The sequence below is a fragment of the Sphingomonas alpina genome, assembly GCF_014490665.1.
GTDB lineage: Bacteria > Pseudomonadota > Alphaproteobacteria > Sphingomonadales > Sphingomonadaceae > Sphingomonas > Sphingomonas alpina.
Genome location: NZ_CP061038.1, coordinates 5046778 through 5073142 on the forward strand (window position 1 = coordinate 5046778; position 26365 = coordinate 5073142).

Genomic DNA, 26365 nt, shown 5'->3' on the forward strand with positions numbered 1-26365 from the left:
CATGGTCCGTCAAACACCCGCCTCGACCGCACCGGTTTTTCCCGGGGCGACGCCGATCGATTTGCCGCGCCCCTATCTCCTGTTCCTGGGCGATGCCGACGATACGACGTTCCTCAAGACCGGACTGGGCCTGCGCGACTGGGCGCCGGGGCTGTGCGTCGCGGAGTATCGGTGCGACGGCGCCCGCGCCTCGCTGGGGCTACCGTCGATGACTCCGGTGGAGGCCTATGCGGCCGGGGCCCGCGCGCTGGTGCTGGCCGCGGCGTCGATTGGCGGCGCCATCCGCCCGGGATGGATTCCCCACCTGGTCGCGGCGCTGGAAGCGGGGCTGGATATCGTCAGCGGTGCGCATGATCGGCTTGCCGACGAGCCGCGTCTGCGGAAGACGGCTGAGGCGTTCGGCCGCCGCCTCATCGATATCCGCACACCGCCGCCTGGCCTGCCGATCGCGACTGGCCAGCGGCGGACCGGAAAGCGGCTTCTCACCGTCGGCACCGACTGCGCCCTGGGCAAGAAATACACCGCGCTGGCGCTCGCCGCCGCCTTCCGTGCTCGCGGCCTGGCAGCGGACTTCCGCGCGACCGGGCAGACCGGGATCATGATCGCGGGATCGGGCATTCCGATCGATGCGGTGATCGGCGACTTCACCGCCGGCGCGGCGGAGATACTGAGCCCGGATGCCGACCCGGATCACTGGGACGTGATCGAAGGACAGGGCTCGATCTTCCATCCCTCCTATGCCGGCGTTTCGCTGGGGCTGTTGCACGGTTCCCAGCCTGACATGCTCGTGCTTTGCCATGCCCATGGACGCGAGCGCATCGTCGGCCTGCCCGATTATCCCGTACCCTCAATCGGCGAGGCAGTTGCGTTGACGCTGCAACTCGCGCGGCTCACCAATGCGGCGGTGCGCTGTGCCGGGGTATCGCTCAATACAGCCGGACTCTCGCCCGCCGAAGCGGCGATGCTGACCGAACGCTGTGCCGATCAATGGGGTATGCCGGTCGCCGATCCGATGCGGCCTGGCCCGGCATTTGAAGGATTGGTGGACGCATGTCTCGGATGATGCGGTTGATTGCAGTGCTCTCGCTCTCGCTGGGGCTCGGCTTTGCCGTACCGGCTGGTGCCGAAACGCCGAAGGCCGCTGCATCACTGGACGCGGCGCTGGACGATGTCCGTACGATGGTCGAAACGGCGCCGGGCGATCTGGGTCTGGTCGTCGCGGTCACCGATCGCGACCGGCTGCTGTTGGTGGCGACGCATGGCTATGCCGATATCGGACGGCGGTTGCCAGTGACGGCGGAGACGCGCTTCGCGATCGGCTCGATCTCCAAATCCTTCACCGCCATCACCCTGATGCAGCTCGCCGATGAAGGGCGCTTCGACCCAAATGTGCCGATCGCCCGTTATCTGCCCGACTTTCACCCCAAGACGCGGTTCTCCGCGATCAGCGGCCATGCGCTGATGACGCACACCGCGGGCCTGCCCAATTATTTGTCCGATGTCGCGTCGATGCGCTTCCTCATCACAGCGCTGAACGGGTTCGAACCGCGCTACGCGCCAGGTGCGCATTTCTGGTATTCCAATTCCGGCTATCAGCTGCTCGGCTATGCAGCGGAGCGGATCGAGCATCTGCCTTTCCCGCTGATCCTGCAGCAGCGCGTGCTCGACCGGCTCGGCATGACCGCGACCGCGCCGCAGATCGACGATCGACTGCGCGGCCAGATCGCGACGAGCTATGAACGCCGGACCGACGGCAGCTATGCCGAAGCGCCCTGGTTCGACTATCTCGCCTCGGACGGCGCGATCGTTTCGACCGCTGCCGACATGAGCGCCTATGCCCGCATGCTGCTCGGTCGCGGGGCCACGCCCGCCGGCCGGTTGATTTCCGCGCGAGCCTTTGATCGGTTTTCGACTCCGGCGCTCGATAATTATGCCTATGGGATCGAGGTCTCGGATCATGGGCAGGTGCTTGAGCATGGCGGGTCGATCGCCGGCTTCCAGGCCCATCTCGAAGCGCATCTGCCTGACGGCTTTGCGGTCGTCTTGCTCAGCAACGGTCCACTCGACGAGGCGCTGAGCGAGCGGATCGTTGCTCGGCTGGTGCGGGGCGTGCGGGGCGACCAGAAGCAGGCGGAGCCAAGGAATATCGCGCCAAAGCCGCGTGCCGATGCCGCAAGTTTCGCCGGACGGTTCGTCGATCTGAAGGAAGAGGCGCTGGTGTTTGCTGCGGATTCCGCTGGCGGGCTGACGCTCGAACAAAAGGGTGCGGCCGTGCCGCTGACCCGGCTGGGTGAGAATGTCTGGGGTCTGTATCTGACTCCGACGGGGCCACGTGCGTTCACTTTCTTCCGCGATGGATCGGGTGCGGTGACCGATGTGGTGGAAGGCGCCTCGGGCTATGCGAAGCAAGGCAGTGGCCGCGCGCTTGTCGCGGCGCCCGCTGCCTACCGCCGGCTGGTCGGCCGCTACAAGGCGCATGGTGAGGAGGGGCAGGGGGTGCGTGTTCTGGTGCGCAATGGCCGCCTGATGACGGCCTATATTGGCTCGGACGGCGATCCCGCGCTGCTGGACGAGGCCGGGGCGGGCCGATTCCGCTTCGCCGAGCCGACTTTTGCGCCGGAATGGTTCGGCTTCGACACCGTCATCGACGGCCAGGCGCAACGGCTGATGACGACCGGCATGGCGCTGTACCGGATCGATTTGCCGTGAAGAGCGCGATCGCGGCGGTGCGGTTGCGGTGGGTGATCGAACCGATCCGCCGCCTGACCTTACTCGCTGCCGCGATCGGCTTGACCTCGCCCATCGTAACGCTGGCGCAGGAAAGAGTTCCGGCGGTGCAGCCCGAGGTTTCGGCGGCCGCCTTTGTCGCATGGGCGCGGGGCCACGCCATTCCGCTCCCGGCCTGCACGTCGCCATCGGGCATGACCGGTATGGAGGGAATCCGGGTTGTGGTGGGAAACGCCCGGGTGGTCGCGCTGGGCGAGCCCGCGCACGGCGCGCACGAACCGCTCGCCTTCCGCAACTGCCTTTTTCGCTATCTGGTCGAGCAGGGCGGATTCACCGCGATCGCGGTCGAATCCGGCCTCAGCGAATCGCGCCTCTTATATGATTATGCGGCGGGAGGGCCGGGTGATGCCCGGCAGCTCGCCCGCAACGGCTTCACCTGGGGCTTCGGACGATTCTCCGAAAATGTCGAACTGCTTGAATGGGTACGCCGCTACAATGCCGATCCCGGGCACAGGCGGAAGGTCGGTTTTTACGGCATCGATCTGAGCGGCGGCGAGGCCAGTGGCCTTTGGCTCAATGCCCGGATCACGCTTCAGGACAGCCTTGGCTATCTGTCCCGCACGGAGCCGCGGCTGTCGCGGCGTGCGCGGATAGCGGTCGCGCCGTTCCTCGATCGTTTCACTCAGGCCGGCTATGCCGCTCTGACACCGGGTGAGCGCGTCCGTCTGCGCGCTGCGATTGACGGCTTGGTCGATGTCTTCGATCGAAACCGTTCGGGACTGATCGCTGCCTCCACGCAAACCGATTATGACTGGGCTCGTCGCAATGCGGTCGTTGCGCGCCAGTTGGAGGCGCTGTTCCACGTCTCTCCTCCCGGGCCGCCGGGGGAGGATCTGTCGCCCGAAGACTATAAGGCCGATGCCGCGCGGGATTCGGCGATGGCGGAGAATGTTCGCTGGGTGATCGAACGTGAGGGGCCCGCGGGGCGGGTTCTGCTGTTCGCGCACAATGGGCACATCATGAACGCCCCGACCCGTGGTGGCATCTGGGCCGTATACGCACAGGCGCCCGTGATGATGGGGCAGCATCTGCGGCAAGCCCTGGGCAACGACCTGTTGATCATGCCGATCAGTGCCGGATCGAACGGCCCGGGCCTTCCGCCTGCCACACAGGGTTCCGCAAGCCTCGATACGCGACTTGCCGCGACCGGGCTTGAGCATTTCCTGTTGGATATCCGTCCGGCAAGGGATGAAGCACCGGTCGGCGCATGGCTGGCGCAAACGCAGTCGATACGGGCCAATTTCAGCACCGAAAATGCGATATCGCCGGCGACGGCGCTGGATGCCGTGATCTTCCTGGATCGCCTGACGCCGGCGGTGAAGTTCCCGACAGAGCCTTGATGCCATCACCCCGGCACGCGCCCAGCGAGTCATGCTCGCCAGGATGAAAACGGGTCGCGGGGCATGGCGGAACCTCACGGCCGGCGCATCATATCCCATACCGCCTGGCACGCCGCTGCGCGGTGGCTGGCAATGGAATGATGGTGATACAGCTTCTGTTTTGTGCGCAGATCGCCGCGGGCGCGATGCTGCTGGGCCAGGCCGCAGTCGCGCCGCCTGCCGCGCCGCCCGCCGCACCGCTCGTATCGTCGCAGTGGCTCGATCGCCAGGCCAGTGCCTTGCGCGACCGGGGACAAGCGCAGGGCTGGTCGGCATCGCCTTCGGGGTTGCGCTGGCGGCGCATCAAGGGCGATGGTTCCGGCGCGCATCCCGCAGCGGCAGACAGTGTTGTGTTGCACTATGCGGGCAGGCTGGTGGACGGCACCGAATTCGACAGTTCGATTGCACGCGGCGAGCCGGTGACCCTGCCACTTTCCAAGGTCATCATGGGGTGGCGCGAAGGGGTTCCGCTGATGGCGGTCGGCGATACTTTCGAATTCGCCGTGCCGTCCGGCTTGGCTTATGGCGTCAAGGGCATCGGTCCCATCCCCGGCAATGCGACATTGCTCTTCACGATCGAACTGATCGCCATCGCTCCCGCCAGGCCATCGTGATGATCGGAGCTGATGTCCGGCAGCCGATCGCGATCATCCGCGATCGGCTGTCGGCATAAGGACGGCTTGGAACGGTCGTCGGGACATTGGCCCGAAAATCGGCGTCAGCCGATCCGCATCGACAGTTCGACATCTTCCCCGAACGGAATGGACATGTATCCGCTCGCGGGCGAGCGCACGAGCGCCAGATAGTCGGGGCTGTAATCGGCATTGTCGGCGACGATCAGGGCTCCTGCCCTGAGACGGCTTTCCACCAGATCCAATATCTCGGGATAGAGCGCCTTGGCGCCATCGAGCAGCAGGAGGTCGATCGTCTCGGGCAAGTCGGTGCTCAGCGTCTGCAGCGCGTCTCCCGCCCGGATCTCGACCAGGTCGATCAGGCCGCCCGCGGTCAGATTGTCACGCGCCCGCGCCACCTTGGACGGCTCGAACTCGCTGGTGATCAGCCGTCCGCCGCCATTGTCGCGCAGCGCGGCAGCGAGATGCAGGGTCGATATGCCGAACGACGTCCCGAATTCGACGATCGTCCGTGCACCGGTGCTGCGCGCGAGCATGTAGAGCAATGCGCCCGTCTCGCGTGACACGGGAAGTGCTACATCCTTCAGGCGGCCGTACAGTTCGAGATACTCGGTCTTGCTGCGCATCAACCGCGTCCGTTCCTCGGCGGACATGTTGGCAAAGGCGGGGTCCGCCGTCGGGGAGGTCGCGTCGGCTTCGTTGAACAGGCGCTCCAGCAGCGGCGCAAGCGGGGCGGTGGTGAGGATAGTCATGCAGGTCTCCGGGGTCGGATGAGCGCGTCATTGCGTCGACTCAGAAATACGACTAATTCGTCAGTTTCTCTATTCGCATTGCCGGTGCCGACCATGACCGATCGCCGAAACGCACAGATTTCCTCGCGAAAACAGCCCAGGCAAGCCCGCGCGGTGGAGCTTGTCGCGGCGGTTCTGGATGCTGCTGTTCAGGTTTTGGCGAAGGAAGGCGCGCAGCGTTTCACCATGGCGCGCGTGGCCGAGCGCGCCGGCGTCAGCGTCGGATCGCTCTACCAATATTTTCCGAACAAGGCGGCGATCCTGTTCCGGCTCCAGAGCGACGAATGGCGTCAGACCACCGATCTGCTGCGCACCATTCTCGAGGATACCGGCCGGCCGCCGCTCGAACGGCTGCGCACGTTGGTTCACGCCTTTGTCCAGTCGGAATGCGACGAGGCAACGGTACGGGGCGCGCTCGATGATGCCGCACCGCTCTACCGCGACGCGCCCGAGGCGCGGGCGGCAAAGGAGTCGGGCATGGACACGGTCCAGCGCTTCATGCGCGAGGCACTGCCTGGGACGTCAAAAGCGGCACAAGACCTGGCCGGCGATCTGATCACGACGACGCTGAGCCAGGTGGGCAAGCAGTTTTCCGAAGCCCCGCGAAGCCCTGCCGAGGTTCATGCCTATGCCGAGGCCATGGCTGATATGTTCTGTGCCTATCTGAAAGACCTCGGGTGTCGCTGATCATTCTGATTCTGATTGCACTTTACGCCACATGATGGTGAACGCCCCTATCGCTATCAGGCCCGCCTTTATTGCCATTGATTGGGGCACGACCAATCGCCGCGCTTACGCGATCGCCGCAGATGGCGCGGTGATGGATATGATGCGCGACGACAAGGGCGTGCTGGCCGTGCCGCGTGAGGCATTCGCCGGCGAGGTTGCCGCGATCCGTGCACGGCTCGGCGATGTACCGATATTGTGCGCGGGCATGGTTGGGTCGACGCGAGGCTGGGTTGAGGTACCCTATCGCATGTGCCCCGCCGGCCTCGATGCGCTGGTAGAAGGACTGGTCTGGGTCGAACCGGGCCGCACCGCGATCGTTCCGGGACTCAGCTTCACCGCCGGCGACAGCAGTGATGTGATGCGCGGCGAGGAGGTGCAGTTGCTCGGTGCGGTCGCCGCCGGTCTGGCACCCGCCGACGCCGTGCTGTGTCAGCCGGGTACGCATTGCAAATGGGCAAAAGTGCGCGGCGGCGTCGTCGCCGATTTCCGCACCGCAATGACCGGTGAGATGTTTGCGCTGCTCAAGGCGCACAGCCTGCTTGGCGACTTCCTCACCGGCACGGTTATCGATGGCCCGGCATTTCGCGACGGGCTTGCGCTGGCGCAGGATGATCGCCTGCTCTCCAGCCTGTTCGGGGAGCGCGCAGGCGTCGTGCTCGGCCGCCGCGATGCGAGCGAGACGGCGGCGCGCGTGAGCGGCCTGCTGATCGGCGCCGACGTGCGCGAGCAGGACTTGGTCGCCGGGGAAGAGGTTCACATCCTCGCCGATGCGGCGCTGGGCATTCTCTATGCAGCGGCGGTCACCGCGGCGGGCGGCACTCCGGTGCTGATCGATAGCCATATTGCCTTCTCCGCCGGCATCACCGCAATCTGGAAGGCAATCGATGGACGCTAGACCGACCCTGATTTCCGCACTTGAGCGCTGCCCATTCGTTGCAATCCTGCGCGGCGTGACGCCGAACGAGGTCGAGGCAATCACCGAGACGCTGATCGCCGCCGGCATCGGCATGATCGAGGTGCCGCTCAACTCGCCCGATCCGTTCGACAGTATCGGCCGGATCGTGCGTCGCTTCGGCGGCGATGCCCTGATCGGTGCGGGCACTGTGCTGAGCGAGGCCGACGTGGCGCGCGTTGCCGATACCGGTGCGCAACTGGTCATTTCGCCCAACGTCAATATCGATGTGATCGCAGCCACGACGAACAGAGGGTTGATCTCGCTGCCGGGCTATTTCACCCCCAGCGAGGCCTTCGCCGCGATCGATGCCGGTGCGACTGGCCTGAAACTGTTTCCGGCCGAGGCCGCTTCGCCGCGCATCCTGGGCGCGCAGCGCGCTGTGATTCCTCGCACCGTTCCCATCCTGGCGGTCGGGGGCGTGTCGCCGGAAACCCTCGTCGACTGGCGCGGCGCATGCGATGGCTTCGGCTTGGGCTCGGCACTGTACAAGGCCGGCATGAGCGCGGACGAGGTCGGTGCGCGCGCTGCGGCCTTCACGGATGCGCTGCGGCGCTCACCGCAACGGTAACACCAAGCAGCCCTGGCGGCCGGCCTTGCCACGCACACCGTGCGGCCGGCCGGCATGGTCAGGTCAGGGGTGCGCGGATTCCGGTCAGGGTGGGCAATTTCAGTTCACCTGAGTTCATGTTCACGCCGCGATCGATGACCACCGTGTCACCCTGGAACCGGCACAGCACGGTGTCCCGGAACACGGTTTCGATGAACTGCCAGGTCATTTCCAATGTCCGGTCATCGACCCAGCGCGCGCGCGCCAGGACGCGCATCCGTTCGGGCTCATATTCATGGTGCAGCCGTGCACCGGTCATCGTTGTTTCCTGCTCCAGCCAGTCGCCCAGACCGGCGGTGATCGAATGCGTGCCGCGATCGTCGGTCAACTGATAGCGCACTCGGTCGGTGCCGATATCGAACCTGACTTTTTGGGACGCCTGATCATTAGCCGCGAGCGTGAAATCCCGTCCCGTGATTTGCGTCGTGACGGGTGAGGGTGACGTTGCCAGCGGTGGCAGCAATTGCAACGCCTGAGTCCGCTTGCGCAGCGCGGCAGCGGCGCCGGGCATGGCTGGCTTGCGGTCGACAAAGGCGGCGGGGAAATGCTTCCAGATAAAGGGCTTGAGCATCCGGCTCTTGTTGATTGCCGAAAAGATCGCGAGCACCGCGTCATATTGCGGGAAGACGATCGACATCTGGGTAAACTTGCCGAGCCCGAAATAAGACTGGTCCGGGCCGATCCACCATTGATAGCCGTACGGCCCTTCCTCATCGTCGGAATGGTGGCGAGAAGCTGCCTCGACCCAGGCAGCGGAGAGCAGTTGCCGCCCGTTCCACCGCCCCTTTTGCGCGTAGAGCATGCCCAGTTTCAGTGAATCCGCCGTTGTCCAGCTGAGGCCATTGCCACCCGGGCTGACGCCTTCGGGGCTGACGTCCCATTGGAAATCGGTGATGCCCATCGGATCGAGCAGTTTGGGCCGGATATAATCAGCCAGCTTCATGCCCGTTGTCTTGGTCACGATCGCCGACAGCATATAGCTCGCGGCACTGGTATAGACCGTCTTGGTCCCGGGCTTGTACACCACCGGGATCTTCATGAACTCGGCGATCCAGCTGGTTTTGATCGGCCGCCATTCCGACCCCGATGTCTCATGATCATGACCGGTCTGCATGGTGAGCAGATTCTCGACCGTCATGGTGCGCAGATTCTCGCTTGCGTCGGCGGGGACATGTTCGGGGAAGAACGAGACGACCTTGTCGTCGAGCGCGAAACGTTTCTCGTCGAGCGCCAGCGCGACGCCGCACACCATCGCGCTCTTGGTCAGCGAATGCGTCATGTGCACGCGCTGCGGCGCATAGGGCCACCACCAGCCCTCGGCGACGACCGATCCGCCCCGCGCGAGCATGAAGCTGTGCATTTCCAGACCGGCTCCGGCGACATCATCGAGAAACGCACCGATCACAGCCGACGAGACACCTTTCGCCTCGGGTGTGCTGCGCGGCAGCCCGTCGGTCACCGGACCGGGCTTGGCAACCGGGCCGATCAGCGGGCCTGATGTACGCGCGGACGCCGCGCCGCCCAGCATGCCGGACAGCGGCAGCGCGGCGCCGCCGCCAAGCGCAAGCGCACCGAAACGACGCCGTGACAGCGGATCGAAGATGGTCATGGGCGGATCCTCAAGGGCGGGGGTAGCGAGCGCGGCGGCCCATTCGGCGGCGAAATGCCGGCGCTTGATCTGGTCGAGATTGGCGATCAGCGCTGGCCCGACGCGGATCGCCCGCGCGATCGCCGCCGGTGCGCGCGCACCGGCATGCGAGGGCACATCGGCGCGCGCTGGCGTGATGTAGCGACGCGACAACAGGAACTGCCCGCGCCGGGACAGCAGGAAATCGAGGAACAGCTTGGCGGCGTTGGGATGACGCGCCTCGCGCGCGATCAATGCGACGCGCGAGGTGACCAGGGTATAGTCGCTCGGCATCACTACCCCGATCGCCGGGTTATGTGCCCGGCGTTCGAGTGCATAGGACCCGATCACATTATAGCCGATCAGCTGGCGTCCCGACGCGATCCCATCGAGCATGGCCGCCGAAGAATCGAACAGGCGCACGCGCGTTTCGCCAAAGGCCTTCATGAGGGCGCTGGTGTCGCGGTTCAGCTGTAAATCCTGGCTCATATAGAGATAGCCGACGCTCGACCGGACCGGGTCATAGGTCGCCACCCGGCCAAGATAGAAAGCCCGCTTCGCCCGCAACAGGCGGATCAGATCGGCATGGGTGCGCGGTACATCGGCCTGCGGCACAAGCTTGCGGTTATAGACGATCGTGATCGGCTCGGCCGTCACACCATAGGCTTGATTCTTCCAGATCGCCCAGGGCGGCAAATAGGGTTTTTCCGGCGAGGCATAAGCCTGGGCATAGCCGTCATTGACCAGCTTGGTCTGGAGATCCATCGCCGCGCTCCACAGCAGGTCGGCGCTGGGCCGGCCGGCGCGTACTTCCTCGACAAAGGTCCGGTACAGACCAGCCGAGGAAAGCTCGCGATACTCGAGCCGGATCGCGGGGTAGGCCTTGCGGAACTCGGCGAGCAGGTCTGCCACATCGGAACCATTGATCGTCGAATAGACCAGCAGCGCGCGTTCCGACGCGGCATTGGCGGCGATGTCGCGATAGGATCTGGGATAGCCGCGCGGGATCGGCGTCGCCGCGGCAAGCAAGGTCCAGCCGAGCAGCGCCAGCATCGCCCGTCCTGCCAATCGTTGCCAACGGTTCGAACTCACCCTTGCACCCTCGCTCCGTTTTCTATTTGCTTGGTGGTACAGGAACACGGCCAACCTTTCATCCGGCTGTCACACGGAATTCCATCTTGGCGAGAGTTCTGCTTATCGAGGACGACGCGGCGCTATCGCGCGGCCTGACCGCGACATTGACGGCGGAGGGTTATTCGGTCGATCCGGCATTCGATGGCGCATCGGGGCTGATGATGGCTGCCGACGAACCCTATGCCGTGATCACGCTCGATGTCGGCCTGCCCGACATGTCCGGCTTCGACGTACTGAAGATCCTGCGCGCGCGGCATTGCAAGGCGCCCGTGCTGATGCTCACCGCACGCGATGCGATCGAGGACCGGGTCCGCGGGCTCGATCTTGGCGCCGACGATTATCTGCTCAAGCCGTTCGAGCCCAAGGAACTCGCCGCACGGCTGCGCGCTCTGCTGCGCCGGCCGCAGGTCGATCCGTCGCCGGTGATCCGCGTCGGCCGACTCGAATTCGACCGCTCGCACCATACCGCGGCGATCGACGGCCGCGATCTCGAACTGCGCCGCCGCGAATGGGTGTTGCTCGAACGGCTGATCGCGCGCGTCGGCCAGGTCGTGTCGAAGGACCGGCTGGCGGCGGAAGTGTTCGGCTATGACGAGGCGGTCGCGCCCAATGCGATCGAGGTCTATATCGCGCGGCTGCGCAAGAAGCTCGAACCGCACGGGCCGACGATCCGCACCTTGCGCGGGCTCGGTTACCTGATGGAAGAAGACTAGATTTGGCGCTGGTCCGGGCGACTTCGCTGACGCGGCGGATGCTGCTCGGGCTCGGCCTGCCGATGGCCGCGCTCGCGCTGCTGCTGGGTCTCGGTGGCGCGCTGACGATCAACAATATCGTCGAAGGCGTGAACGACCGCATCCTCGGCGCGTCGGCGCGCGCGATCGCCGAAACGCTTGCACTGGAGGATGACCAGGTCACGCTCGACATCCCGCCCTCCGCGCTCGGCATGCTGGAGAACGACGCGCGCGATAATGTCTATTACAGCGTCCGGGCGGGCAAGGAGCTGATCACCGGCTATCCCGATCTGCCGCATGTGAAGCGACCGCCGGTCGATGACGGGGCGATCGTCTATGAATATGCCCGCTTCCGCGAATTCCCGATCCGCATCGCGGCGATGGCGCGCCAGGTGCCGCGCGTCCGCTCGCTGGTGATCGTCGAAGTGGCCGAGACACTCGATGCACGCCGCGCACTGCGCGACCGCATGCTCGGTGCGCTCGCTATTCTCGAACTGCTGCTGCTGGGCCTGCTCGTGCTGCTGCTGCCGATCGCGGTGCATTGGGGACTGCGCCCGCTCGAGACGATCCGCCGCCATATGGAGGGGCGGCGCAAGGCGGATTTCGATCCGCTGCCGCTCGATCATGTGCCCAACGAGCTGCGCAGCCTGATCGCGGCGGTCAACAGCCTGCTCGCGCGGCTCGACAATGCGGTGCAGGGCATCCGACGCTTCACCGCCGATGCGTCGCATCAGATGCGCACGCCGCTGACCATCCTGCGCACGCATATCGACTTGCTCAAATCGACCGTCGAATTGCCGCCCGGACCGGCGCGCCAGTCCGCTGTGGACATCGATGCCGCCACGACCCGGCTGCAACGCCTGCTGACTCAGCTGCTCGCCTTGGCGCGCGCGGAGGGGTCGCGCGAAGCGGCGATGAGCAATGCCCGGCCGACCGATATTGTCGCCGTCGTTCGCGGCGTTGCCGAGGAACAGGCGCCGCGCGCGCTGAAATCCGCGATCGACCTGCAATTCGATGCGGCGGTGCCGGCGCTGCGGGTCGTGACCATCGGCGATCTCGCCGGCGAACTGATCGGCAATCTGGTCGACAATGCGATCCGCTACACCCCTGCCGAGGGGGTGGTGCTGGTCTCGGTTGCGCTGGATGGTGACGCTGCGCTGATCGTGGTGGAGGATAACGGCCCCGGTATCCCGCCCGAAGATCGGCCGCTGGTCTTCACCCGCTTCCGCCGGCTCGACCGTGACCAGGCACATCCGGGGAGCGGCTTGGGACTCGCGATCGTCCAGGCGCTGGCGGAGAGCATCGGCGCGACCGTGCTTCTGGCCGATCGTGCCGCCGGACCGGGCTTGCGCGTCGAAGTCCGCGTGCCGATCGCGCCTGCCGCCAGCTGATTGCGACCAAAAATGTCATGCTTTGCAGTCAATTGAAACGTGACAGCACCGTGACAGGATAGCCGCATACCCTTCCCCATCGACGCCCGCCAAGGGCGCGGCCCGTCGTTCGCGACGGCATGGGAGAAAAGGGTTGGCGATGGCGCGACGTTTCGATCACCGGATGACACGAGTCGCGCTGGCCATGGCGGCCGTGCTGGGCGCGGTGCCGGCCGCTGCCGCGACGCCGGCCGATCCCGGCCAGGCCCGCTTCCGTGCCTTGTACCAGGAGCTGATCGAGACCGACACGTCGCTGTCGAACGGCAGCTGCACACTGGCTGCCGAACGCATGCGCGCCCGGCTGGTCGCGGCGGGATATGCACCCGACGCGTTCCGCGTGGTCATTCCCGATGCTTTCCCGAAACAGGGCAATCTCGTCGGTCGCATCATCGGCACCGATGCCAAAGCGCCCGCGATCCTGCTGGTCGCGCATATCGATGTGGTCGAGGCGAAGCGCTCCGACTGGCAGCGCGACCCGTTCAAGCTGGTCGAGGAGAATGGCTATTTTTACGCCCGCGGCGCGATCGACGACAAGGCGATGGCTGCGTCGTTCGTCGATGCACTGATCCGTTACCGCGATGAGAATTTTCGCCCGCGCCGCACGATCAAGCTCGCGCTGACCTGTGGTGAGGAAACCGACTCGCACTTCGACGGCGTCGAGTATCTGCTCAGGACCGATCCCGACGCGCTCAAGGCGGGCTTCGCGCTCAACGAGGGCGGCAAAGGCCTGCTCGACGAAACCGGCAAGCCGATGTCGTTCGGGGTCCAGACCGGCGAGAAAGTCTATCAGGATTTCACCCTGACCGCCGTCGCGCCAGGCGGGCACAGCGCGCGGCCGACCGACGACAATGCGATCGTGCGGCTCGCCGCCGCCTTGGTGCGGATCGGGGCGTATAAATTCCCGGTCCATGTCGTCGATGGCAGCAAGGGCTTCTTTGCCCGGTCCGCGCCGTCCTATCAGGGGCAGGTCCGCACCGACATGGCTGCGGTGGGCGTCGGCACTGCCGATGCGGCAACCTATGCGCGCATCGCCGCCGGCTCGCCCTATTGGAACGCGTTCCTGCGCACGACCTGCATCTCGACCCTGATTCAGGGTGGCCATGCCGAAAACGCGCAGCCGCAACATGCTCAGGCGAACGTCAATTGCCGCATCATGCCGGGCGAGGATATCGCCGCGATCGAGCGGCAACTGGTCGAGCAGGTCGCCGATCCCAAGGTCGCATTGAAGCCGACCGCAGCGCCCGGACCGCAAAGCCCCGCCCCGCCACTGACCCGCGCGCTGATGGGGCCGATCGAGAAGATCGCCGCAGAGATCTGGCCCGGCGTGCCGGTCATCCCGACCCTCAGCACCGGCGCGACCGATGGCCGTTTCCTCAATGCATCGGGCATTCCGACTTACGGCGTGTCGGGCGTGTTCGTCGATCCCGACGGCAATGGTGTGCACGGCCTGAACGAGCGTGTGCGCGTCAAGTCGCTCTATGATGCGCGCGAATTCCTCTACCGGCTGGTCAAGGCCTATGGGAGCGCGCGGTGAAGCGATTGCGCCCCTTCCTCCTGAAACTGCATCGCTGGACTGGCCTGACGGTCGGCATCCTGTTGCTGATTCAGGGGCTGACCGGGGCGACGATGGTCTTTCGCGACGAGATCGACCGCGTCATCCATCCCGCGATCGTCGTCGCGCCGACCGCATCGCGCGTGCCGGTTCAACAGATGCTCGACATGGTCCAAACGGCGCATCCGGACGCGACCGTCAATCGTATCGAAATCTCGCGCTGGGCCGATGGCGCCGCGCTGTTCAAGCTGACCGATCCGCACACCAAAGCGCTGCGGCTCATCGCGGTCGATCCATTCCGCAATCATATCCTGCGCGACGGTACGCGTACCGCCTGGCCGACGGAATGGCTGTTCGCCGTCCATCACACCTTGCTCGCGGGCGACACGGGCGAGATCATCATCGGCATTGAAGGGCTTGCGCTGCTTTTTATGGCGATCACCGGTCCAATCGTCTGGTGGCCCGGCCTTGCGCGATTCCGGAACGGCTTTCGAATCCTGTGGCGCGGCAATAGCGACCGGCGCTGGCGCACGCTGCACCGCGCCTGGGGCGGGGCGGCCGCCTTGTTGCTCATCGTCTCCGCCACCACCGGCGCGATGATGGTGTGGAAGGATGAAGTTCGCGGCGTGCTTGGCCTGTTCGGCACCGTCACGCAGCGTCCCGCGCCAAAGGTCGCCGCGGTGGCGGGCGCAACGCCGTTGCCGGTCGATCGCCTGGTCGCCCGCGCCCGCGCCGAATATGGCGCGACTCCGCTGCGCCAGATCCGCTTTTCGAGCGGCGGCAATGTCGTCGCCATCTATCTCGACAGCGACCTGACAGTGCGGCCCGATGGCGCAAAACAGGTCTATTACAATGCCTATAGCGGCGCCGATCTCGGCCATTACGTCGCTGGCGCATTGCCCGCGGGCAGCGAGATCGTCGACTGGCTCTACACTGTCCATACCGGCCTGTTCGGCGGCATCGCGACGCGGCTCCTGTTCCTGCTCTCCGGGCTGTCGCTCGCCGGCCTGTCGGGGACGGGATTGTGGCTGTGGTTTTCGCGCCGCGCCCGCAGTCGCAAGCGCGCACCGGCGGCGCTGAGCACGGCGGAGGCGGCGTGATGCGCTTCGTCCGCCCCGCCGAAACCCGCGACCTGGACGGCGTCGTTGCGCTTGCCGAAAGCCTGGGCTCGGGCATGACCACGCTGCCGGCCGACCGTGCTGTGCTCGGCGAAAAGATCGAGCGCTCTGTGGCAAGCTTTCGCGGTCAGCTCGACCGTGCCCAGACGCAATATCTGCTCGTCCTCGATGCCGGGGACGGTACGGTCCAGGGCACCTCGGCGCTCTACCCGCATGTCGGCTCGCCTTACGGCTTCTTCTCCTACAAACGCCTTCGACTGGTGCAGCGCAGCCAGGCGGTCGATGTCAGCTGCGATGTCGAGATGCTTGCGCTGGCCAATGACTATACCGGCACGACCGAGGTCGGCACGCTGGCGATCCATCCGTCATTGAAGGGCACGGGCGCGGGCCGCTTGCTGGCGCGGGCGCGTTATATGCTGGTCGCGATCCGGCCCGACCTGTTCGCCCCGCTGCTGATGGGCGAGATGCGCGGCTGGCAGGACGATCGCGGCGAGAACCCGTTCTGGAACGCGGTCGGTGCGCGCTTCTTCAGCATGGATTTCGCCACCGCCGACCTGCTCAGTGCAACGCGCGGTGCGGATTTCATCGCCGAACTCCTGCCCAAGCACCCGCTCTATATCGAGCTGCTGCCGCCCGATGCGCGCGAAGTGATCGGCAAGCCGCACCGCAATTCGATGCCGGCGCGCTCGATGTTGCGTAGCGAAGGATTCCGCTACGAAGGCTATGTCGATGTGTTCGACGCCGGGCCACAAATGCATTGCGACCGCGACCAGATCGCGACCGTCGCCCAGTCGCGCCAGGCCCGGCCGGCCACGCTCTCACCCAATGCCGCGCCCGCCGCGACGCCGCATCTGATCTGCTCGGAAGATCTGCTGGGTTTTCGCGCCGTGATGGCCAGCGCCCAGGTCGCCGACGGCGAGATCGCGCTGGCGACCGATGCCATCCAGCTGCTCGGTGCCGATCGCGGCGCCACCGTCCGCTGGTCGCCGGGTGCCGTCGGGGTGGCGGCATGATCCGGCGCTTACCCCCTCGCGCTGGCAGCCTGTTCCACGATCCAGGCGCGGAACCGGGCAAAGATCGGACGCTTCAGCCGGTCGGCGGGATAGACCAGATAATAAGCGCCTTCATCCTCCAGCCTGTGGTCGAACAGCGGCACAAGCGCACCCGATTCCAGCTCGGGCTCGATCATGAAACGCGGCAGCAGCGCGGCGCCCGCCCCGCCGGCGGCGGCTTGCGCGACCATCAGGAAATGTTCGAACACCGGGCCGTCGCCGGGCAGCACATCGTTGATCCCGGCGGCATCGAACCAGCGCCGCCATGCGCCGCGTCGCTCGGTCTGCACGAGCAGAGGCAGCTTCAGCAGGTCGGCCGGGCTTGCCATCTGCCGGTCGGCGAGCAGGGCCGGCGCAATGACCGCGATCGATTGTTCGTGGAACAGCAGGTCATGTTCCATGCCGTGCCAGTCGGGCGCGCCGAAGTGGATCATCGCATCGAAGCCATCGGCCTCGAGATCGAATTCATGCACTCGCGCGGCGACATTGATCACCAGCTCGGGCACTTCACGGGTCAGCCCGCCGAGCCGCGGCGCCAGCCAGCGCATGCCGAAACCGGGCAAGGTGGCGATGCTCAGCGCATTGTCGTCGGGCCGCGCGATGACGCGCGACGTGGCGACGCGGATCGCCGCCAGTGCCGGCGCGACCGCGTCCAGATAGGCGCGCCCGTCAGCGCTCAGCGTGACGCGGCGACCGATGCGCGTGAACAGGGTGACCTGCAACCAGTCCTCCAGCGTCGCGATCTGCCGGCTGATCGCGCTTTGCGTCAGGCCGATCTCGTCGGCCGCACGCGAGAAGCTCTCATGCCGCGCCGCGATCAGGAAACTGTGCAGCGCACCCATCGGTGGAAGCAGGCGGCGGCTGCGGTCGTTCATTCCATTCTCGCATGTAACGGTGCGGAAAAGTCGCAAGTCCTGTTGCAAGACTCGGGTTAGCTATGAGGGTTTTGGGTGAAAGACGCAAACAGCGCGTCACCTTTATAAATAACAATTTAGAATAAGGGGAAGTAACATGAAGCCGACCTATAAAGCCATCCTGCTTGGTGGCGCCGCCACCTTGATGCTGCCGATGTCCGCCTCGGCGCAGACTGAATCGCAGCCCGCCACGCCCGCCGAACAACAGGCGCCGGCCACGGTCGAGCAGGCACCTGACGACGGCGCCCAGCTTGAGGATATCGTCGTGACCGCCGACCGGACCGGCACTCAGGCAGTGCAGGTCGGCAGCTTCCGTGGCGCGCGCCAACTCGACGTGCCGTTGACCGTCAGCGTCATTCCGCGCGAATTGCTCGATCAGCAGCAATCGGCCTCGGTGCTCGACGCATTGCGCAACTCGGCCGGGGTGTCGGTCTCGCAGATTTCGTCCCTGGTCTACAGCAACCTCGCGATCCGCGGCATCGATGTCGAGAATCGCGGCAATTACCGCCTCAACGGCATTCTGCCGGTGATCAACATCGTCGGCTTGCCGCTCGAGGACAAGGAGCGGGTCGAGGCGCTGAAGGGCGCGTCGGCGCTGTATTATGGCTTCACCGCACCGTCGGGCATCATCAACATGGTGATGAAGCGTCCGACCGAAACCGAGAAGTTCGGTTTCAAGCTCAACGGCAGTTCGCGCGGCGCGATCGGCGGCGCCGTCGATTACGGCAATAGCTGGGGTAATGGCGTGTTCGGCGCGCGGCTCAACGCGGCTTATTCCCGCATCGACGCCGGCATCGATAATGCCGACGGGCATCGCTACCTGCTGGCCGGTGCGTTCGACTTCAAGCCGACCGATACGCTGACCTTCAATTTCGACGTCGAGCGGATCTACGGCAAGGCGGGAGAGCCTGGCATTTATCGCTATGCGACCAAGCCGGTTCAGACCGTGGCCAATCCCAAGCCGACCGTCACATTACCCCAATTCCAGCGCAACTCGTTGAACTTCGGCCCGGGCAAATGGGGGTATACGGAGGGTGAGGAGACCAATGCATTGCTCAGCGCGCGGTGGAAGTTCACCCCACGGTGGGAACTGAGCGCCAGCGCGGGCTTCTCCGATTTCAGCCGTGATCGGCACTTCAGCTATATCGATTTTGGCAAGCCGCTTCCCGGCGGCAACTACACGCTGACCGTGGCCAACTCGCCGCAGGACAAGTTCCTCAATCGCAATATCCGCGCCGAACTGGCGGGCGTGGTGCCGATCGGTTTCATCAAGAACAATATCCTGATCGGCGTCTCGCAGAATGTCCGCGATCGCGATAACCCCAATGCGGTCAATTTGAACTTCACACAGAACCTGGCCAATCCGATCCAGTTCGCCGAGGTCCCGTTCGCACTGCCCAACTACGGTGCGAACGATGCCCGCAAAACCCGCATCAACGATGTCGGCTATTACATCTTCGACCGAATCTCGTTCGGTGAGTATCTCGACGTGCTCGCCGGGGTGCGCAAATCCAAATATCGGGAATCGATTCGCTTCAATGACGTCACGGCGTTCAAGGCGTCGCCGACGTCCTTCTCCTATGGCGTTGTCGGCAAGCCGACCAAATGGATCAGTGTCTACGGCACCTTTATCGAGGGGCTGGAAACCACCCCGTCGGCGCCGGTAACGGCATCGAATGCCGGGTCGCCGCTGCCTCCGACCAACAGCCGCCAATATGAGGCGGGCGTAAAGGTCGAGCCGAAACACGGCCTCCTGCTGCAGGCTGCCTATTTCAACATCAAACGCGATGCGGCCTATGTGAACGGGTCCAACCTGTACGTACTCGACGGCAAGCAAGTGTATAAGGGTCTTGAGATCAGTGCGAGCGGCCAGGTGACGCAGGATCTTTCGATCTATGCCAGCGCCCTGTTTCTCGATGCCAAATATACAGAGGGCGCGCCAACGACATTGACCGTCAACAATGCCGGAGTGCCCGTGTTCGACCCGATCACCGGGAGCCGTCAGCAGACCACGACGATCGTCGGCAATCGCGTCGATAACGCACCCAAGAACACCGTGTCGGTATCGGCGGAGTATAAGCTGACATCGATCCTGCCCGGCTTTGCGGTCAATGGCGCGGTGTTCCATGTCGGCAGCCGTGCGCTCAATGCCGCCAATCTGGCGATCGTGCCGGGTTATACGATCTTCAATCTCGGCGCCGGTTATACGACCGAGATTTCCGGCGCGGAGACGTCGTTCCGGGTCAATTGGGAGAATGTCGGTAACAAGCGATACTTCGGGTCTGCCGGCGCCGATTTCGTTGCTCAAGGCATCCCGACCGCGATCAAGTTCACCATCGCGACGGGCTTCTGACCTTCATGACGCGGGGTCCGGTGGATCTCGCGTCATTTCTTGATGCGGTTTACGCATAAGGAATTGCAACTAACTCGTTTGATCTGTCGATGATCCCGGCCGATTCCGCTTTTCCGATTTCATACTATTTCGTCATGAACCCGGAAAGGAAGCGTCGATGTCCAAGCTGCTCAACGTTTATAATCGTGCTGCCCCGGTCTTCGTGCGCGGCGAAGGCAGCTGGCTTTACGATGCCGCGGATAACGCCTGGCTCGATTGTGTGGCCGGCATCGCCACCGATGCGCTCGGCCATTGCAATCCGATTCTGGTCGCGGCGCTGAAGGACCAGGCCGACACATTGTGGCATATCTCCAACATGTTCCGGATTCCGGGGCAGGAAGCACTCGCCGAACGGCTGACGGGCGCAACTTTCGCCGATCTCGCCTTCTTCGCCAATTCGGGATCGGAGGCGATCGAATGCGCACTGAAAATGGCGCGGCGCTATCATGCGGCGGGCGGCAATCCCGAACGCGACGTGATTATCGGCTTCAAGGGCTCGTTCCATGGCCGCACCTATGGCGCGATCAATGCGTCGGGCAACACGGCCTATCTCGATGGCTTCGGCCCGGCGCTTCCCGGCTATCTCCAGCTTGCCGTCGATGACTGGGCAGCGATCGCCGACGCCATTGCCGCGCCGACCACGGCTGCGGTGATCATCGAGCCGGTGCAGGGCGAGGGCGGCGCGCTTGCCATCCCCGAAGCCATGCTGCGCAAACTGCGCCAGGCCTGCGACGCGAATGGCGTGCTGCTGATCCATGACGAGGTTCAGTCGGGCATGGGCCGCACCGGTCGGCTGTTCGCGCATCAATGGCATGACGATGTCGCTCCTGACATCATGACAGTGGCCAAGGCGCTTGGTGGCGGCTTTCCAGTCGGTGCATGCATTGCCACCAGCCGCGCCGCGAGCGGCATGACGCCGGGCACGCACGGCTCGACCTTTGGCGGCAACCCGCTCGCCATGGCGGTGGCGATTGCCGCCTTCGACGCGATTGCGGCGCCGGAGATGCTCGCGCATGTCCGTGAGATCAGCGCGCATTTGCGCGACGGCCTTGCCACACTGAAGGCGCGCTACCCCGAGACGATCGTCGATGTGCGCGGCAAGGGATTGCTGATCGGCGTCAAGCTCGCGGTCAACAACCGCGATTTCATGGCCGCGGCGCGCGACCGGCACCTGCTCGTCGCCGGCGGCGGCGACAATTGCATCCGCCTGCTCCCGCCCCTTACATTGTCGCATGCCGAGGCCGATATCGCGCTCGAGCGGATGGACGAGACGTGCAACGCGATGCTTGGGACAATGGCGGCCTGATATGACAACGACCTTCGATTCACGCGATCCGGCCAGCGGCGATATTGTCTGGTCGGGGCCTGCCGCATCCGCGCAGCAATGTGCCGACACCGTTGCCGCGGCGCGCGACGCATTCGCAGGCTGGTCGGCAACGAGTGTGGATGAACGGATCGCGATCGTTCGCCGTTATCAGGACGCGCTCAGGGCCAATGCCGAGGCGATGGCCACCGCGATCTCGCGCGAGACCGGCAAGGCGTTGTGGGAAACGCGCACCGAGATCGCCTCGATGATCGGCAAGGTCGATCTGTCGATCGCCGCCCATGCCGAACGCACCGGCAGCCGCGAACAGGCCGCCGCGTTCGGCCGTGCCGTGCTGCGCCACCGCCCGCACGGCGTGATGGCGGTGCTCGGGCCGTATAATTTCCCCGGCCATCTGCCCAACGGCCATATCGTGCCCGCCTTGCTTGCCGGGAATACGGTGGTGTTCAAGCCGTCCGAGGAAACGCCGCTGACCGGCGAACTGATCGGCGCCGCGATGCGCGAGGCGGGCGTGCCCGAAGGCGTGTTCGCCGTGGTGCAGGGCGGCCGCGATACCGGCGCGGCGTTGCTCGACCAGGATATCGACGGGCTGCTGTTCACCGGATCGGCCGGCGCCGGCGCGCATTTCGCACGCGTGTTTGCCGATCGTCCCAAGGTGATCCTCGCGCTTGAGCTGGGCGGTAACAATCCGCTCATCGCCTGGGACGGCGACAGCGACGCGATCGCCTCGATTGTCGTCGCCTCGGCCTTCATCACCACTGGCCAGCGCTGCTCGTGCGCGCGTCGCCTGATCGTACCAGAGGGCGCCGCCGGCGATGCGATCGTCGCTGCCGTTGTCGCGCTGTCCGACCGGCTGGTGATCGGCGCATGGAACGACGACCCTGAACCGTTCATGGGCCCGTTGATCTCACCCGCCGCCGCCACTCGCGTTTCCGAACAGGTCGCTGAACTCGTGCGGCGTGGCTCGCATCCTATCCGCCGGACCGAGGCTGTGGCGGGCCGCCCCACTGCTTTTCTCAACCCCATAATCCTCGACGTGACTGGGATCGACGCACCCGACGAGGAGATGTTCGGCCCGGTGCTGCAGGTCATCCGCGTCGCGGATTTCGATGCTGCGATCGAGGCTGCCAATGCGACGCGGTTCGGCCTGTCCGCCGGCCTGATCACTGACGATGATGCGCTGTGGGAGACGTTCCTGCGCCGCATCCGCGCCGGCGTGGTCAACCGCAACCGGCCGACCACCGGCGCTGCCGGGTCGATGCCGTTCGGCGGGCTGGGCGCCTCGGGCAATCATCGCCCCAGCGCCTATTATGCCGCCGATTATTGCGCCTATCCGGTCGCCAGTTTCGAGGCGGATACGGTGGTCGATCAGCGCGGCGACCTGAAGGGTGTGCGCGGCTGACCTCTTCTATTGCTTCCTCGGCGAAGGCCGGGGTCCAGTTGGGGGCGTTCGCGTGGCGTGAAGCGCCTGTTACCGCCGTCTTGCAACTGGACCCCGGCCTTCGCCGGGGAAGCAAGAAAGATGAAGAGGGTGGCCGCCGACGACAGCCGGCCTGCAATCAATCCAATGCGCTTCTGCACCGGCGCTGCAACAGCCATCGATTCAATGACATCGCAGGATGCGCCACTGTGACGGCCGGTCGAAACGCCAGCCGGCGTGCCGCCCCGCTCTTTGACATGACTGGAAAATAACGAACGCTCCGACGCTGCTGTTTCGGCACCGAACAGCATGCTGTTCCTTGCTGTTATGATGCTGTTATCGCCCTGTTACGAATAACAGCATAATTCGCCGTAAATCGCTGAAAATAGGCTTGAATTTTACAGCTAAAATCCAACTTAACAGCAGGGGAAAATTTTCTCTGAAATAACAGCACGAAACAGCAGGCAAATCGCCGATCGATCGTCGATTGGACCTGGAGCGCCATCGGCCTGGGTGGAATCACTTTCCCCCGTTCGTGCTGAGCTTGTCGAAGCACCGTCCTTCACTTCAACGTGGGAAAGAGAAGGACGGCCCTTCGACAAGCTCAGGGCGAACGGAAGGGAGTGGATCAGCTCAGCTCGAAGCCGTGCTAGAATCCAGCGCCAGTCGGAATACCATGCTCGACCGAAGGCGGCCCGGCGAAATAACCCCCAACGAGCCGCCGCCATTCGGCGAATTCGGGCGTGTCGCGGAATGCCAGATGCGCCTCGACCGAGTCCCAGGCGATGATCAGCCAATAGCGGCCAGCCACTTCATGCGACCGATGCAGGCGCATCGCATGGCACCCGGCGGCCGCTTTGAACAAGGGCGTAGCCTCCGCCGCCGCCGCCTCGAACGCGGCTTCGCTGCCCGGCGTCACATCGATCCGTGCGATCTCGTCGATCATCCATTGCCTCGTTCTTCATCGATCCGCGTGGTGACGCCGGTGGCGACGATCGTCCGCGTCGCATCGATCGAGGCATAGGTCCACAGGATCGACATCGGTTCGCTATCGGAGATGTTGCGGAAGAAATGCGGCACCCCGGCCGGGATCCAGGTCGTGTCATGCGCGACCAGGTCCGTCTCGACTCCGTCGATATGGGCGCGCGCCTGGCCCGACAGAACCACCACGCTCTCCTCGCAATTATGGGTGTGGAGCGGCACCGCCGCGCCGGGATCGAGCGTGGTGATGCCGTTGAGCATCGCGCGCGACCCGACTCGTGCGGTGACCAGAGGTGTGGTGCGGATGCCGCCACCGCGATCCTTTACCGGCAGGTCGGCAGGGCGGAGGATCACGCCGCTCATGCCGCCACCGCCTGTGGCGCCGGGTCGATCCGCACCGTCTTCATATTGGTGAACTCCCGCAATCCATGTTCGCCAAGCTCGCGGCCATAACCCGATTGCTTGATCCCGCCGAACGGCACGCGCGGGTCGGATGCGACCATAGCGTTGACGAACACGGCCCCGGCATCGATCCGCCGCACCAATGTCCGGGCGCGATCGAGATTTGCGGTCCACAGCGACGCGCCAAGCCCGAAGGCTGTGCGGTTGGCGAGCGCAATCGCATCCTCGGTATCGCGTGCCCGCACGATCGCCGCAGCGGGGCCGAACGTCTCCTCATCGAATGCGGCCATGCCCGGTGTGACGCCGTCCAGCAGCGTCGGCGGGTAATGGAAGCCCGGCCTGTCCGGCACTGCCCCGCCGCGCAGCAGCCGCGCGCCACCCGCGACGCTGCGCCGCACCTGATCGTCGATCGCACTGCGCAGATTGGCGCGCGCCATCGGCCCGAGCCCGGTCGCGCGATCGAGCGGGTCGCCCATCGTCAGCCGCCCGGCATGGTCGAGGAAGCAGTCGACGAACCGATCATGCACTGCCGCCTCGACGATGAAGCGCTTGGCATTGACGCAGCTTTGCCCGGCATTGGTGAAGCGCGCGGTCACCGCCATGCGCGCGGCATGGTCGAGATCGGCATCGGCCAGCACCACGAACGGGTCCGACCCGCCCAGCTCGAGCACCTGTTTCTTCAGTGTCCGCCCGGCCTGCGCCGCGACGATCATGCCCACCTGAGTCGACCCGGTCAGCGTGACCGCGGCGATGCGTGGATCGGCGATGATCGCTTCGACCTGCTCCGCTTCGGTGATCACCAATCCGAATAGCCCGGCGGGACAGCCTGCCTCGGCGATAACCTCGCCAATCGCCAGCGCGCAGCCGGTGACATTGCCGGCATGTTTCAGGATCACGCCATTGCCCGCCGCCAGCGCCGGCGCGACGAAGCGGAACACCTGCCATAACGGGTAATTCCACGGCATGATCGCCAGCACCACGCCGAGCGGATCGAACATCAGCTCGGTATTGGCGACGTTCGCGACCTTCGTGTCGGCAAGCATTGCCGGCGCGGCACCGGCATAGAAATCGCAATTGATCGCGCATTTCTCGACCTCGGCCTCGGCCTCGCCGATCGGCTTGCCCATCTCCGCAACGATCAGTTGCGCTAGGTCCGGCTTGCGCTCGCGCAGCCGTGCCGCGATCACGCGCAGCAATGCGGTGCGTTCAGCTATCGGTGCGGTACGCCAGCGTGCCTGCACCCGCGCTGCACGGTCGAGGATCGTATCGATCTCCGCCGGTGTATGGACATCGTAGCGTGCGATCTCGCTGCCAGTGGCCGGGTTGATCGAGACGATCATGCCCGCTGGTCCCGGATCGCGGCGATCACCGCTTCGGCAAATGCCTCGGTGCCGAGCGGCCCGCCGACATCGCGCGTCCGTTTCGCCGGATCGGCCAGCACGGTCTCGACCGCCGCTTCGATCCGCCGTCCGCACGCGCCGAGTGCCGCATCGCCGCTGCGCTGCGCCTGCCATTCGAGCAGCATTGCCGCCGAGAGGATCAGCGAGGTCGGGTTGGCGATGCCCTGACCCTGAATGTCGGGTGCGGAGCCATGCTGTGCCTGCGCGACACAGATCGCATCGCCCTGGTTGATCGATCCGCCAAGGCCGAGACTGCCGCTCAATTCCGACGCTTCGTCCGACAAGATGTCGCCGAACATATTGGTGGTGACGATCACGTCGAACCGCTCCGGGCTGCGTATCAGTAGTGCGGCGGCGGCATCGACGATCACTTCGTCGAGCGTCACCTCCGGGAACTCGGCCGCGACCTTGCGCACTTCGCGTAGGAACAGCCCGTCGGTCAGCTTGAGGACATTCGCCTTGTGCACCGCGGTCACGCGTTTTGTGCGGCCCATCGCGATCTCGCATGCGGCGCGGGCGACACGCGCACAGGCAGCAGCGGTGATCTTGCGGATCGCGAATGCGCTGTCGGCATCGGGCATGAATTCACCCGGCCCCGCATGCATGCTGCGGTCGGCATAGAAGCCCTCGGTATTCTCGCGCACGATCACCAGGTCCATCGGCTTGCGCAGGATGCTCAGCCCCTCGCGCGACCGGCACGGCCGGATATTGGCATAGAGCGCGAATTTGGTGCGCAGCGCCGCCGACGGATTGGGCATGCCGGCGGGATAGTCGTAATGCGAGACCGGGCCGAGGATCACCCCGTCCGCTTCGGGGATCGCGTCGAGCACCGCCTCGGGCAAGGTCGTGCCTTGCTCGGCCAGGCTCTTCAGCCCGATATCGCGCTCCGTGACGTCGAGTACGACACCCGACGCATCGGCGGCCGCCTGCAGCACCGCCAGCGTCGCCGCGGTGATTTCCGGACCGATCCCGTCGCCGGGCAGAACGAGCAACTGCATCAGGTTTTCC

The 26365-nt window shown here is 65.1% G+C and carries 23 protein-coding genes; 15 read left to right on the top strand and 8 right to left on the bottom strand.

What is annotated here, in order from left to right:
- The first annotated feature begins 1 nt into the window (after position 1).
- From H3Z74_RS23660 to H3Z74_RS23675, 4 genes are all read left to right on the top strand, one after another.
- Positions 2 to 1063 carry a DUF1611 domain-containing protein gene (locus tag H3Z74_RS23660; protein ID WP_187761896.1) on the top strand — a complete coding sequence of 354 codons (1062 nt, stop codon included), beginning with the start codon at positions 2 to 4 and terminating at the stop codon, positions 1061 to 1063.
- Positions 1051 to 2709, top strand: coding sequence for a serine hydrolase domain-containing protein (locus H3Z74_RS23665; protein ID WP_187761897.1), 1659 nt, complete (start codon positions 1051 to 1053; stop codon positions 2707 to 2709). The genes H3Z74_RS23660 and H3Z74_RS23665 overlap by 13 nt, the downstream gene beginning before the upstream one ends.
- The gene (locus H3Z74_RS23670; protein WP_229726776.1) at positions 2706 to 4127 is read left to right on the top strand and encodes an erythromycin esterase family protein; all 1422 of its coding nucleotides are present in this window, start codon (positions 2706 to 2708) and stop codon (positions 4125 to 4127) included. The genes H3Z74_RS23665 and H3Z74_RS23670 overlap by 4 nt, the downstream gene beginning before the upstream one ends.
- Positions 4128 to 4267: 140 nt before the next feature.
- Complete coding sequence (locus tag H3Z74_RS23675; RefSeq protein WP_187761899.1) at positions 4268 to 4780, top strand: FKBP-type peptidyl-prolyl cis-trans isomerase; 513 nt, start codon at positions 4268 to 4270, stop codon at positions 4778 to 4780.
- A gap of 104 nt (positions 4781 to 4884) precedes the next feature.
- Here the strand turns inward: H3Z74_RS23675 and H3Z74_RS23680 are convergent, their stop codons facing one another.
- Positions 4885 to 5550, bottom strand: a complete 666-nt coding sequence (locus H3Z74_RS23680) for an O-methyltransferase (protein ID WP_187761900.1) — start codon at positions 5548 to 5550, stop codon at positions 4885 to 4887.
- Between the two features lie 195 nt (positions 5551 to 5745).
- Between H3Z74_RS23680 and H3Z74_RS23685 the strand changes: the two genes are divergently transcribed.
- The 3 genes from H3Z74_RS23685 to H3Z74_RS23695 are packed head-to-tail and all read left to right on the top strand — an operon-like array spanning position 5746 to position 7841.
- Complete coding sequence (locus tag H3Z74_RS23685) at positions 5746 to 6276, top strand: TetR family transcriptional regulator (protein WP_229726777.1); 531 nt, start codon at positions 5746 to 5748, stop codon at positions 6274 to 6276.
- A gap of 34 nt (positions 6277 to 6310) precedes the next feature.
- On the top strand, positions 6311 to 7213 hold the full coding sequence (locus tag H3Z74_RS23690) for a 2-dehydro-3-deoxygalactonokinase (RefSeq protein ID WP_412034824.1): 903 nt from the start codon (positions 6311 to 6313) through the stop codon (positions 7211 to 7213).
- Entirely contained in the window at positions 7203 to 7841 is a 639-nt protein-coding gene (locus tag H3Z74_RS23695; RefSeq protein ID WP_187761903.1) for a 2-dehydro-3-deoxy-6-phosphogalactonate aldolase, read from the top strand. Before H3Z74_RS23690 ends, H3Z74_RS23695 begins: the two co-directional genes overlap by 11 nt.
- Positions 7842 to 7899: 58 nt before the next feature.
- On the opposite strand, the gene H3Z74_RS23700 is transcribed toward H3Z74_RS23695, so the two are convergent.
- A complete protein-coding gene (locus H3Z74_RS23700) occupies positions 7900 to 10560 on the bottom strand; it encodes an extracellular solute-binding protein (RefSeq protein ID WP_187761904.1) in 2661 nt (886 codons plus the stop codon).
- A gap of 125 nt (positions 10561 to 10685) precedes the next feature.
- Here H3Z74_RS23700 and H3Z74_RS23705 point away from each other — a divergent pair, with 125 nt between their 5' ends.
- The 5 genes from H3Z74_RS23705 (at position 10686) to H3Z74_RS23725 (ending at position 16485) form a co-directional block, all read left to right on the top strand.
- Complete coding sequence (locus H3Z74_RS23705; protein WP_187761905.1) at positions 10686 to 11354, top strand: response regulator transcription factor; 669 nt, start codon at positions 10686 to 10688, stop codon at positions 11352 to 11354.
- Between the two features lie 2 nt (positions 11355 to 11356).
- Positions 11357 to 12763 (top strand): sensor histidine kinase, encoded by a 1407-nt coding sequence (locus H3Z74_RS23710; RefSeq protein ID WP_187761906.1) that lies wholly within the window; start codon positions 11357 to 11359, stop codon positions 12761 to 12763.
- A gap of 139 nt (positions 12764 to 12902) precedes the next feature.
- Positions 12903 to 14336 (top strand): M20/M25/M40 family metallo-hydrolase, encoded by a 1434-nt coding sequence (locus tag H3Z74_RS23715; protein WP_229726778.1) that lies wholly within the window; start codon positions 12903 to 12905, stop codon positions 14334 to 14336.
- The gene (locus H3Z74_RS23720) at positions 14333 to 15454 is read left to right on the top strand and encodes a PepSY-associated TM helix domain-containing protein (protein WP_187761907.1); all 1122 of its coding nucleotides are present in this window, start codon (positions 14333 to 14335) and stop codon (positions 15452 to 15454) included. Before H3Z74_RS23715 ends, H3Z74_RS23720 begins: the two co-directional genes overlap by 4 nt.
- The gene (locus tag H3Z74_RS23725) at positions 15454 to 16485 is read left to right on the top strand and encodes an arginine N-succinyltransferase (RefSeq protein WP_187761908.1); all 1032 of its coding nucleotides are present in this window, start codon (positions 15454 to 15456) and stop codon (positions 16483 to 16485) included. The genes H3Z74_RS23720 and H3Z74_RS23725 overlap by 1 nt, the downstream gene beginning before the upstream one ends.
- Positions 16486 to 16493: 8 nt before the next feature.
- On the opposite strand, the gene H3Z74_RS23730 is transcribed toward H3Z74_RS23725, so the two are convergent.
- Entirely contained in the window at positions 16494 to 17399 is a 906-nt protein-coding gene (locus H3Z74_RS23730) for a LysR substrate-binding domain-containing protein (protein WP_187761909.1), read from the bottom strand.
- A gap of 136 nt (positions 17400 to 17535) precedes the next feature.
- Between H3Z74_RS23730 and H3Z74_RS23735 the strand changes: the two genes are divergently transcribed.
- The 3 genes from H3Z74_RS23735 (at position 17536) to astD (ending at position 22556) form a co-directional block, all read left to right on the top strand.
- On the top strand, positions 17536 to 19791 hold the full coding sequence (locus H3Z74_RS23735) for a TonB-dependent siderophore receptor (RefSeq protein WP_187761910.1): 2256 nt from the start codon (positions 17536 to 17538) through the stop codon (positions 19789 to 19791).
- 157 nt (positions 19792 to 19948) lie between these two features.
- Positions 19949 to 21136, top strand: a complete 1188-nt coding sequence (locus tag H3Z74_RS23740; protein WP_187761911.1) for an aspartate aminotransferase family protein — start codon at positions 19949 to 19951, stop codon at positions 21134 to 21136.
- Position 21137: 1 nt separating this feature from the next.
- Entirely contained in the window at positions 21138 to 22556 is a 1419-nt protein-coding gene (gene astD / locus H3Z74_RS23745; RefSeq protein ID WP_229726779.1) for a succinylglutamate-semialdehyde dehydrogenase, read from the top strand.
- Here the strand turns inward: astD and H3Z74_RS23750 are convergent.
- The 5 genes from H3Z74_RS23750 to H3Z74_RS23770 all read right to left on the bottom strand — a co-directional run bounded on the left by H3Z74_RS23750 (position 22523) and on the right by H3Z74_RS23770 (position 26355).
- Entirely contained in the window at positions 22523 to 22885 is a 363-nt protein-coding gene (locus H3Z74_RS23750) for a hypothetical protein (protein ID WP_187761913.1), read from the bottom strand. The genes astD and H3Z74_RS23750 overlap by 34 nt on opposite strands.
- Positions 22886 to 23223: 338 nt before the next feature.
- Positions 23224 to 23520, bottom strand: a complete 297-nt coding sequence (locus H3Z74_RS23755; RefSeq protein WP_187761914.1) for a putative quinol monooxygenase — start codon at positions 23518 to 23520, stop codon at positions 23224 to 23226.
- Positions 23517 to 23918, bottom strand: a complete 402-nt coding sequence (locus H3Z74_RS23760) for a cupin domain-containing protein (protein WP_187761915.1) — start codon at positions 23916 to 23918, stop codon at positions 23517 to 23519. The genes H3Z74_RS23755 and H3Z74_RS23760 overlap by 4 nt, the downstream gene beginning before the upstream one ends.
- Positions 23915 to 25297 carry an NAD-dependent succinate-semialdehyde dehydrogenase gene (locus H3Z74_RS23765; RefSeq protein WP_187761916.1) on the bottom strand — a complete coding sequence of 461 codons (1383 nt, stop codon included), beginning with the start codon at positions 25295 to 25297 and terminating at the stop codon, positions 23915 to 23917. Before H3Z74_RS23765 ends, H3Z74_RS23760 begins: the two co-directional genes overlap by 4 nt.
- Entirely contained in the window at positions 25294 to 26355 is a 1062-nt protein-coding gene (locus H3Z74_RS23770; RefSeq protein ID WP_187761917.1) for an isocitrate/isopropylmalate dehydrogenase family protein, read from the bottom strand. Before H3Z74_RS23770 ends, H3Z74_RS23765 begins: the two co-directional genes overlap by 4 nt.
- Positions 26356 to 26365 lie beyond the last annotated feature (10 nt).

Coding starts and splice junctions, on each gene's coding strand:
- H3Z74_RS23660 (WP_187761896.1), top strand. CDS start 2: ATGGTCCGTCAAACACCCGCCTCGACCGCACCGGTTTTTCCCGGGGCG.
- H3Z74_RS23665 (WP_187761897.1), top strand. CDS start 1,051: ATGTCTCGGATGATGCGGTTGATTGCAGTGCTCTCGCTCTCGCTGGGG.
- H3Z74_RS23675 (WP_187761899.1), top strand. CDS start 4,268: ATGGTGATACAGCTTCTGTTTTGTGCGCAGATCGCCGCGGGCGCGATG.
- H3Z74_RS23680 (WP_187761900.1), bottom strand. CDS start 5,550: ATGACTATCCTCACCACCGCCCCGCTTGCGCCGCTGCTGGAGCGCCTG.
- H3Z74_RS23690 (WP_412034824.1), top strand. CDS start 6,311: ATGGTGAACGCCCCTATCGCTATCAGGCCCGCCTTTATTGCCATTGAT.
- H3Z74_RS23695 (WP_187761903.1), top strand. CDS start 7,203: ATGGACGCTAGACCGACCCTGATTTCCGCACTTGAGCGCTGCCCATTC.
- H3Z74_RS23700 (WP_187761904.1), bottom strand. CDS start 10,560: ATGCTGGCGCTGCTCGGCTGGACCTTGCTTGCCGCGGCGACGCCGATC.
- H3Z74_RS23715 (WP_229726778.1), top strand. CDS start 12,903: ATGGCGCGACGTTTCGATCACCGGATGACACGAGTCGCGCTGGCCATG.
- H3Z74_RS23725 (WP_187761908.1), top strand. CDS start 15,454: ATGCGCTTCGTCCGCCCCGCCGAAACCCGCGACCTGGACGGCGTCGTT.
- H3Z74_RS23730 (WP_187761909.1), bottom strand. CDS start 17,399: ATGAACGACCGCAGCCGCCGCCTGCTTCCACCGATGGGTGCGCTGCAC.
- H3Z74_RS23735 (WP_187761910.1), top strand. CDS start 17,536: ATGAAGCCGACCTATAAAGCCATCCTGCTTGGTGGCGCCGCCACCTTG.
- H3Z74_RS23740 (WP_187761911.1), top strand. CDS start 19,949: ATGTCCAAGCTGCTCAACGTTTATAATCGTGCTGCCCCGGTCTTCGTG.
- astD (WP_229726779.1), top strand. CDS start 21,138: ATGACAACGACCTTCGATTCACGCGATCCGGCCAGCGGCGATATTGTC.
- H3Z74_RS23750 (WP_187761913.1), bottom strand. CDS start 22,885: ATGCTGTTCGGTGCCGAAACAGCAGCGTCGGAGCGTTCGTTATTTTCC.
- H3Z74_RS23755 (WP_187761914.1), bottom strand. CDS start 23,520: ATGATCGACGAGATCGCACGGATCGATGTGACGCCGGGCAGCGAAGCC.
- H3Z74_RS23760 (WP_187761915.1), bottom strand. CDS start 23,918: ATGAGCGGCGTGATCCTCCGCCCTGCCGACCTGCCGGTAAAGGATCGC.
- H3Z74_RS23765 (WP_187761916.1), bottom strand. CDS start 25,297: ATGATCGTCTCGATCAACCCGGCCACTGGCAGCGAGATCGCACGCTAC.
- H3Z74_RS23770 (WP_187761917.1), bottom strand. CDS start 26,355: ATGCAGTTGCTCGTTCTGCCCGGCGACGGGATCGGTCCGGAAATCACC.